The sequence below is a fragment of the Micromonospora sp. URMC 107 genome (genome assembly GCF_051386315.1).
Taxonomy (GTDB): Bacteria; Actinomycetota; Actinomycetes; order Mycobacteriales; family Micromonosporaceae; genus Micromonospora.
The window spans coordinates 1-332 of sequence record NZ_JBPQTK010000321.1 but is presented as its reverse complement, the minus strand read 5'-3'; the positions used below and the strand labels follow the sequence as shown (position 1 = coordinate 332).

The following is a 332-nucleotide window of genomic DNA, read 5'->3' as shown; positions in this document are numbered from 1 at the left end:
GAGAAGATCGGCAAGCGGATCAACGTGGACCGGGTCGAGGAGGCCATGGCCACCGGGGCGAGGACGGCCGCCGTCGGGCGTCGCAAGGGGTACGGGTCAGCCGGCGACCGGCAACCGCTCGGTGTCGGTGCCACCCGGCGCCTGCTCGGGCTTGACCGACCGGAGCAGCACGCTGGCCACGTCGACGACCTCGACCTGCTCGCCGGCGCCCTTGCCGTTCACCCCGTCGTTGAGCATCGTCGAGCAGAACGGGCAGCCGACGGCGACCGTCCTCGCCCCGGTGGCCATGGCCTCCTCGACCCGGTCCACGTTGATCCGCTTGCCGATCTTCT

At 71.4% G+C, this 332-nt stretch carries 1 pseudogene; it reads right to left on the bottom strand.

The features are described from left to right. Positions 1-96: 96 nt before the first annotated feature. Positions 97-332, bottom strand: a pseudogene (locus tag ACSNN9_RS28710) (Fe-S oxidoreductase); the annotation flags it as partial.